Here is an 8,373-nt window from a genome sequence, read left to right on the forward strand (position 1 = left end):
CTCCCGGCCGCCGAGCGGGCCGAGCTGCGGAAGTTCGCCGAGGATCAGCTCAGCTGCGTGCGCCGGATCGGTTCGGACGGGCGGATCACCGAGCTGCCGAACGGCCGGCCGGCGCTCACGGTGAACGGCCCCGACAAGGTCATCGCGGCCTGCGAGACGAGCCTGCCCGCGTTGACCAGGGCCGAGGCCAAGCCGCTGGGCAAGCTGGGCGCGCTGGTCACCCGCTGCGCCGGCCCGCCGCCGGGTTACGAGCTCGGCGTGTGGCCGGACTTCTCGACGTACGTGGAGAAGGTCGACCCCGCCGACCGTCCGGGCCCCGAGACCGCGCCCGCGCTCAGCCCGCGGGAGCTGTTCGACGTCGGCAACAAACGGGCCACCGCCCGCGTCCGCGGCTGCGTCGAGAAGTCGCGGCGGGCCATGCTGCAGCCGTACGTCGCCCCGCCCGCCCTGCTGTTCGTCACCGACCCGGACACCGGCTCCGACCAGACCCGCTTCACCCTGTCCCGGCAGAACACGATCCGGATCGTGACGACCACCGGCGGCGTGCTGCTCGCCACCATCCTCATCACCGTGCTGGTCGGCCGCCGCCTGATCCGTCCGCTGCGCGCCCTCACCGACGCCGCCGACCGGCACACCCCCGCGCTGGTGTCCACCCAGGACGAGATCGGCCGGCTGGCCCGCGCGCTGAACGACTCGGCCGAGCGCCGCGACCGGGCCGAGGCCCAGCGCCGGGCCATGGTCAGCGACGTGGCCCACGAGCTGCGGACCCCGCTGACCAACATCCGCAGCTGGCTGGAGGCCGCCCAGGACGACCTGGCCCCGACCGACGGGCAGCTGCTCGAGCTGCTGCACGAGGAGGCGGTGCTGCTGCAGCACATCATCGACGACCTGAGCGACCTGTCCGCGGCCGACGCCGGCACGCTGCGCATCCACCCCGAACCGACGTACGTCCGGGATGTGCTGGTCCAGGCGGTGGACAGCCAGCGCGCGCCCGCGCACGCGGCCGGCGTGGGGCTGGCCATGGAGGTGGACGGCGACCCGGTGGTGGCGGCTGATCCGGTACGGCTGCGTCAGATGGTCGGCAACCTGGTGTCCAACGGCATCCGCTACACCCCGCGCGGCGGCTCGGTCACGGTGGGCGCGCAGGGCTCGACGATCACCGTACGGGACACCGGCGTGGGCATCGCCGCGGAGAACCTGCCGAAGGTCTTCGACCGCTTCTGGCGCGCCGACGAGTCCCGCAGCCGGGCGACCGGCGGCAGCGGCCTGGGGCTGGCCATCGTGCGCAAACTGGCCGACGCGCACGGCGGCACCGTCGAGGTGGACAGCACCCCCGGCAGCGGTACGACCTTCACCATCAGACTGCCCTGAACCGGTCACAGCGGGTCACCTATCCGACTGTCCGGCCCGGCGTCGTCCACCGGTCCGAGACGTATTCTGACGCTGCAGCAGCGCATAACCGGCCCGCCACAGGCAGGTGCCACCATGCCCGACTCCACTCCCACCGTGTCAGCGGCCTCGTTACCGATCAGCGACCCTGCTGCCCGCCCCGAACCCACCAGCGGCACCGCCCTGTGCCTGTCCGGCGGCGGCTACCGCGCGATGCTCTTCCACGCCGGAGCGCTGATCCGGCTCAACGAGACCGGCCTGCTGCGCACCCTCGACCGGGTGTCGAGCGTGTCCGGCGGGTCGATCACCGCGGCCGTGCTCGCCCTGGCCTGGCCGGACCTCGACTTCGGGTCCGACGGCGTGGCCCGCGCGTTCACCGACCGGGTCATCGCCCCGTTGCGCGCGATGGCCGGCCGGTCCATCGACAAGAGGTCCGTGCTGACCGGCGTGCTGCTGCCGGGCCGGACCGTGGCCGAGACGGTCGCCAAGGCCTACGACCGGCACCTGTTCCACGGCGCGACGCTGCGTTCGCTGCCCGAGGACGGTGCCGGACCGCGGTTCGTCATCAACGCGACCAACGTGCAGACCGGGAAACTGTTCCGGTTCTCCCGCCCGTACGCGGGGGACTGGACAGTCGGGCTGTGGCGGGATCCGACCACCACCCTGGCCGACGCGGTCGCCGCCTCCAGCGCGTTTCCGCCGGTGCTGTCCCCGCACCGGATCACGCCGTCCGGACGGTTCGAAGCCGTGCCGGGCGGGGTCAATCTGGCGGCCGCGTTCCGCGAGTCCGTCTGGCTCTCCGACGGCGGGGTGTACGACAACCTCGGACTCCAGACCGCCTGGTACCGCTGCCGCCGCCTGCTGGTCAGCGACGGTGGCGGAAAGTTCGACGCCGAGCCGGCCCCGGGACGGGACTGGGCGCGGCACGGCATCCGCGTCCTGGAGATCGTCGACAGCCAGGTACGCGCCCTGCGCAAGATCCAGCTCATCGCCGCGTACCAGCGGGATCTGCGGGACGGGGCGTACTGGGGGCTCCGGACGGACCCGGCCGACTACCGCCTGGCCGACCCCGTGGCGATCGCCGCGGCGGACGTGCAACGGGCCCGGACGGTCCCCACCGGGCTGTCGCACCTCGACGAGCCGACCCAGCGTGCCCTCATCAACTGGGGTTACGCGATCACCGACACCGCCCTGCGTAGCCGGGTCGACCCCACCCTGGCCGAGCCGAGCCGACTACCGATCTCCTGAGGCAGGTGCGTCATGCGGGTGAGCGTTCCCGTGATCGTCAAGGACCCCGTCGTCATCCGGTACAAGGACATCCAGCCGACCGAGCAGATCACCGTCGACGCCGACCTGTTCCTCGACGGCCCGATCTCACCGCGGGTCGCCGTGCTCGACTTCGAGCCCGCGACCGGAGCGCTGGCACCGGCCGCCCGGTTCGTCCCGCCCAAGGGACGGGCCAGGCGCGGCTCGTACGACGTGCCGCGCCCGGTGAGCCTGGACGCCGAGGACGTCGACACTGTCGCCACGGCGGTGTCGGTGTTCGGCGCGGTACACAAGACGATCACCATGTTCGAGGAGCGGGACGCGCTCGGCCGTACCGTCGAGTGGGCCTTCGACGGCCCGCAGCTGCTGGTGGTGCCCCGCGCCGGCGAGATGGCCAACGCCTACTACGAGCGTGACTCGCACAGCCTGCAGTTCTTCCAGTTCACCGTCGCGCACCGGCCCGGCACCTGGATCCGTACCGCGAACTCGCAGGACATCGTCGCCCACGAGACCGCGCACGCCCTGCTCGACGGCATCGCCCCGGACCTGTACTCCGCGATCTCGCCGCAGTCGCTGGCCATCCACGAGGCGGTCGCCGACCTCGCGTCGCTGCTCGTCTCGTTGCGCTGCAAGGAGCTGACCGAACGCGTCCTCGCCGATTCCCAGGGGCGGATCGACGACACGAACGTCTTCAGCGGTCTGGCCGAGGAGTTCGCCATGGCGCTGGACCTCCAGCACCACCACCTGCGCAACCTGAACAGCGGCGCCTCCATGCAGAACGTCTCCGATCACGAGCCGCACGAGCTCTCCACCGTACTGTCGGGCGCTTTCTACCGGGTGCTGGTCCACACGTACGAGGAGCTCAGCCGGCATGCCGTGGCGCCGAAGGCGCTGTTCGAGGCGGCCGAACAGATCAAGCGCATGCTGATCCGCGGCCTGGACTACCTGCCGCCCGGCGACGTCAGTTTCGCCGACCTCGTGCGGGCCGTGCTCGCCGCGGACGAGGCCTCGCACCCGGACCACCCGCAGGTCCGCACGCGCTTCGTGAAGGAGTGCCTCACCCGGGGCATCGTGCCCACGCCGAAGGCTCTCGACGTCCGGACAGACTTCACCCACCGGGCCGTCCGGGAGGCCGACATCCCCGGGCTCATCGCCTCCGACTTCGCCGCCTACCGGTTCGCCCAGCGCAACCGCCGGTGGCTCGGGATCCCCCCGGACACCCCGTTCGAGGTGCGCCCCCGGCTCGACGTGACCAAGAAGTACTACCACCGCGACGGCGACAGCATGGTCCGGGAGGTGCTGTTCAAGGTCTCGTGGTCCGGCACCGAGGACAACGGCTCCGCGGGCGGCCTGCCCGCCCAGCGCCGGTACCGGGCCGGCACCACCCTGGCCATCGGCCTCGACCGCCCGGCGGGACCGTACGTGCGGGCACTGCTGACCTCCACCCGTCTGCAACCCGACCGCGACGCCACGGACGCGATGCTCAAGAACCTGATCGAACGGGAGCAGCTGCACGTGTCCGCCGCGCCGGTCAGCCGCCCGTCACCGCTGCACGGCGCGATCGAGGCGGACGTCTCCGCCGGCGTCCTGCGCGTGCACGGGATGGCCCGGATGCTGCACATCACGGCCGGAGAACGCTGATGTCCGAGGACCTGGTCGTCCGCATGTACAACGTCCGCTTCGGCGACGCCATCCTGGTGACCGTCCCGGACCGGAACCCGGCCACCGGGCGTACCGTCACCCGGCGGATCCTGATCGACGTCGGCAACGCCCCCAAGGTCGCGGGCACCGGCCGCGGCGGCGAGGACGACGTCTTCGAGGCCGTCGTGGGCGACATCCTGGACCAGCTCGACGGGCACCCGCTCGACCTGTACGTGATGACCCACGAGCACCTCGACCACGTCCAGGGCCTGTTCTACGCCGCCGAACGCCTGCCGGACCTGAAACTCGCTGAGCGGCTCAAGATCCGGCACCTGTGGCTGACCGCCTCGGCCGCGCCCGACTACTACGACAACGGCAAGCATCCGAAGGCCAAGGAGCAGCGCCTGGCCTTCGACGCCATGTACCGCCGGGAGGCGGCGATGATGAGCTCCCGTACGGCCGCGGCGGCAGCGCCGGGAGTGCTCGACGTGCTGGCCAACAACGACCCGACCAAGACCCGGCAATGCGTGGCGTACCTGCAGACGCTCAACCTGGCCCGGACCCACTACGTGCACCGCGAGGCGAAGCTGCGGGGCATGCATCCGTTCCGCGAGGCCGAGCTGTCGGTCTGGGCGCCGGAGGAGGACACCTCCGCCTACTACGGACGGATGCTGCCGCTCGACTCCGGTGCCGTACCGGAGCCGCCGCCGGAACGCCGGACCCGGCCGGCGCCGGATCCGCTGCCGCCCGCGGGTGTCGACGCGGGTGCCTTCCTCGGACTCGTCGCGGCCCGCCGGGCCGGTGCCGTCGACAACCTCTTCGCGATCGACAAGGCGGCCAACAACACCAGCGTCGTCTTCGCGCTCGAATGGCGTGGCTGGCGGCTGCTCTTCTCCGGCGACGCGGAGATCCGCAGCTGGCGGACGATGGCCCGGCAGAACGTGCTCAAGCCCGTCCACTTCCTCAAGGTCTCGCACCACGGCAGCCACAACGGCACACCCACCGACGAGGTCTTCGAGGCGATCATGCCGGCGGTGCCACCCGACGACCGCCCGCGCCGGGCGGCGATCTCCACCTGGGACCACACGTACGCCGGCATCCCGCACGAGCTGACCAACAGCCGCCTCGCCGAACGGGCCACCCTGCTGTCCACCCTCGACCAGCGCGACAAGCTGTTCTACGACGTGACCTTCGCGGGCTGAGCCGCCGGCCCGGGCCCGGTCACCAGGGCAGCACCCCGTTCTCGTCCTGGTAGGTGCCGGTCGGGCCGTCCGCGCCCAGCGTGGCGAAGCGCACCACGAAGGCGGCGCTCTCCGCCACCGGCCGGCCGATGCCGAAGTCCGCGGTCATGTCGGTCGCGGTGGTGCCGGGCTCGATCGCGTTGAACTTGATGCCCGGGTTCGCCTTCGCGTACTGGACGGTGAGCATGGTGGCGGCCGTCTTGGACGCGGAATAGAGCGCGAGCGGCAGGTGGTACTCGGGCCGCTCGGGGTTGTTCACCGCCCAGAACGAACCGGCGCTGCTCGACACGGTGACCACCGTGGGATTCGACGACTCGCGCAGCAGCGGCAGGGCCGCCTCGGTGACCCGGACGATCCCCACCGCATTGGTGTCGAACGCCCGCAGCGCCGCCGGTCCGTCCAACTCGCCCGCGGCGAGAATGCCCGCGTTGTGCACGAGAACGTCGAGCCGGCCCTCGGCCGCACCGATCGTCGCCAGCGCGTTCCGCACTGAGGTGTCGTCGGTCACGTCGAGCTGCACGAACTGAGCGCCGAGCGTCGCCGCGGCCTTCTCACCCCGCTCGGCGTCACGGGCGCCGACATAAACGACGTGACCCAGGTCCAGCAGCTGCCTGGCCGTCTCGAAACCGATGCCCTTGTTGGCCCCGGTGATCAGTGTGATGGTCATTCGTCGGTTCTCCTGTCGCGATGGCTGCCCGATCGGGGCTGTCAGCGACGGTATGCACGGCTGCCCGGGCGAGCCAGAGCCCTCTTGTGCCAGGGGAATGACAGGACCCCCTCTGCCGGCCGCGCCGGGTTCTAAGCTGGCCCGGTGAGCGAGACGAGCAATCCCCTCGGCGCGTACCTGCGGGCCCGGCGCGAGCTGGTGACACCCGAACAGGCGGGGATCCCCGAGGTGGGCGTACGCCGGGTGCCGGGGCTGCGGCGCGAGGAGGTCGCGATGCTGGCCGGCATCAGCGCCGACTACTACCTGCGGCTGGAGCGGGGACGCAACCGCCACCCCTCGATGCAAGTGCTCGAATCGATCGCCCGCGTCCTGCACCTCGACGAGGACCATTTCGCCCACCTGCTGACGCTGGTCGCCGAGGTGTCCCGGCAGCGCCGGCGCCGGCCTCGCAAGGAGACCCCACCGCCCGGCGTGCTCAAGCTCGTCGACTCCCTCATCCAGCCGGCTTTCATCGAGGACCGGTATTTCGACATCCTGGCGTCGAACAGCCTCGCCCGGGCGCTTTCTCCCGGCCTGGCGGTGGGCGGCAATCAGCTGCGAGATCTGTTCCTGAATCCGGCCGAGCAGGCTCTGCACCCGGAATGGGAATCCGTCACGGAATGCTTCGTCGCCAACCTGCGGCAGGCCGTGGGAAACGACGTCGGCGATCCGCGTTTCATCGAGCTCACCGGAGAGCTGTCCCTGGCCAGCCCGCGATTCCGCCAGCTCTGGGCCCGCCACGAGGTACGCGGGCAGCGCGGCACGCCGATCCGGATGAACCACCCCCAGCTCGGCGAGCTGGCCCTCAACCGGGAACGACTGGGCATCGGCGGCACCGACGCGCTGATGCTCGTCGTCTACCACCCGGACGCCGGTTCCAGCGACGCCGACAAGCTGGCCCTGCTGGCATCGGCGGACCTGCCCACGTCGAACGCCCAGCGGGCCGGGCACGCCAGAAGTCAGTTCTGACGGCCGACGACGTAGGCCACCACCTGGGGGTCCACCCCGTCCCGGGTGGCGAGGTCACGGAACAGGGCGGAGGCGACCCCGTACTTGCGCTCCACCGCCTGGGCCAGGCCGAACTGGGCGCCGGCCGGGAAGTCGCCGATCACCCCGGCCAGGGACTCGAGGGCCCCGGGCACCCGCAGGTCGAGGGCGGCGCAGAGGGTGCGGACCGGTTCCTCGCCGCGGCGTACCTGGTCGAGCGGCAGGTCCCGCAGCAGCAGCCGGATCCGGTCGACGGCGTCGTCGTCGAGTCCGGCCCGCAGCGCGTCGGCCAGCAAGGCCAGGGCTCCGCGTACCAGTGCGGCCAGCAGATCCTGCTGGTCCCGGCGGGGCAGCTCGCGGGCCCGCGCGGCCATCAGGTCGACGGTCTCCGGCAGCGACGCGGCGTCGGCCGCGCCGTCGGTGGCGGGGTCGAGCCGCAGCATCGACACGATCTGGCCGCACACCGGGGACGAGTTCGTCGCGGCCAGCGCTTTCCGCAGTGCCGCGCGGACCTCCGGGCCCACCGGCTCCCCGCGTTCCCGGCCCGCGGCCAGCACCTCCACGGCGCTTTCGACCACGCCGTCGGTGGGGGCGGTGAGCAGGCGAGTGAGATAGGGGATGTCGTACCAGTCCCAGGCCATCGCCGCGGCGGCCATCCGCCGGGCCGCGGCCCGGGCGTGGGCGGCGTCCGGACCGAGCATGAACCGGGTGGCTTCCTCACGGGCCTGCTCGTCGACCGGGGCGAGCAGACCCGCCAGCCGGGCCTGCAGCTCCAGCGAGCCGCCGGGGACGAGGGCGGCGCGCAACGCCGGGGCCAGCGTGGGTATCCCGCGCGGCGGGGCGTTCAGCACCGCGGCCAGGACCCGGTCCCGCCGTTTTCCGGGCGGCACCAGCCCGACCCGGCCCAGGACGGCGGCCAGCAGCGGGATCTCCTTCCGGGCGAAGTTCGCCGCTCCCTGCAGCACCTGCTCGACCGCCGGGGCGTCCGCCGCCGCCGGCTCTGCGTTGTCTCCGGCCTCTGCGTTGTCTCCGGGCTTTGCGTTGTCTCCGGGCTTCGCGCCGGGTCCGGCCGTCGCGCCGGCTTCGGGATCGTCGGGGTCGAGGGCGGCCAGTAGCCAGTGGACAAGGCGGCGGGCCTGGGGC

Annotated in this window: 7 protein-coding genes; 5 read left to right on the top strand and 2 right to left on the bottom strand. The window is 72.1% G+C overall.

The window, feature by feature from the left end:
* From AB0C29_RS22050 to AB0C29_RS22065, 4 genes are all read left to right on the top strand, one after another.
* Positions 1-1,371, top strand: a 1,371-nt coding sequence (locus tag AB0C29_RS22050) for a HAMP domain-containing sensor histidine kinase (protein ID WP_360822970.1), incomplete at its 5' end; no start/stop codon positions are given.
* A gap of 114 nt (positions 1,372-1,485) precedes the next feature.
* Positions 1,486-2,637 (top strand): patatin-like phospholipase family protein, encoded by a 1,152-nt coding sequence (locus AB0C29_RS22055; RefSeq protein ID WP_360822973.1) that lies wholly within the window; start codon positions 1,486-1,488, stop codon positions 2,635-2,637.
* 18 nt (positions 2,638-2,655) lie between these two features.
* Positions 2,656-4,296 (top strand): hypothetical protein, encoded by a 1,641-nt coding sequence (locus tag AB0C29_RS22060; RefSeq protein WP_360822976.1) that lies wholly within the window; start codon positions 2,656-2,658, stop codon positions 4,294-4,296.
* Positions 4,296-5,498, top strand: coding sequence for a hypothetical protein (locus AB0C29_RS22065; RefSeq protein ID WP_360822979.1), 1,203 nt, complete (start codon positions 4,296-4,298; stop codon positions 5,496-5,498). Before AB0C29_RS22060 ends, AB0C29_RS22065 begins: the two co-directional genes overlap by 1 nt.
* 19 nt (positions 5,499-5,517) lie before the next feature.
* Here the strand turns inward: AB0C29_RS22065 and AB0C29_RS22070 are convergent, their stop codons facing one another.
* On the bottom strand, positions 5,518-6,204 hold the full coding sequence (locus AB0C29_RS22070) for an SDR family NAD(P)-dependent oxidoreductase (RefSeq protein ID WP_360822982.1): 687 nt from the start codon (positions 6,202-6,204) through the stop codon (positions 5,518-5,520).
* Between the two features lie 144 nt (positions 6,205-6,348).
* Here AB0C29_RS22070 and AB0C29_RS22075 point away from each other — a divergent pair, with 144 nt between their 5' ends.
* Entirely contained in the window at positions 6,349-7,212 is an 864-nt protein-coding gene (locus tag AB0C29_RS22075; protein WP_360822985.1) for a helix-turn-helix transcriptional regulator, read from the top strand.
* Here the strand turns inward: AB0C29_RS22075 and AB0C29_RS22080 are convergent.
* Positions 7,203-8,373, bottom strand: a 1,171-nt coding sequence (locus AB0C29_RS22080; RefSeq protein WP_360822988.1) for a hypothetical protein, incomplete at its 5' end; no start/stop codon positions are given. The genes AB0C29_RS22075 and AB0C29_RS22080 overlap by 10 nt on opposite strands.

The organism is Actinoplanes sp. NPDC048791 (assembly GCF_040650095.1).
In the GTDB taxonomy this organism is placed as follows: Bacteria; Actinomycetota; Actinomycetes; order Mycobacteriales; family Micromonosporaceae; genus Actinoplanes.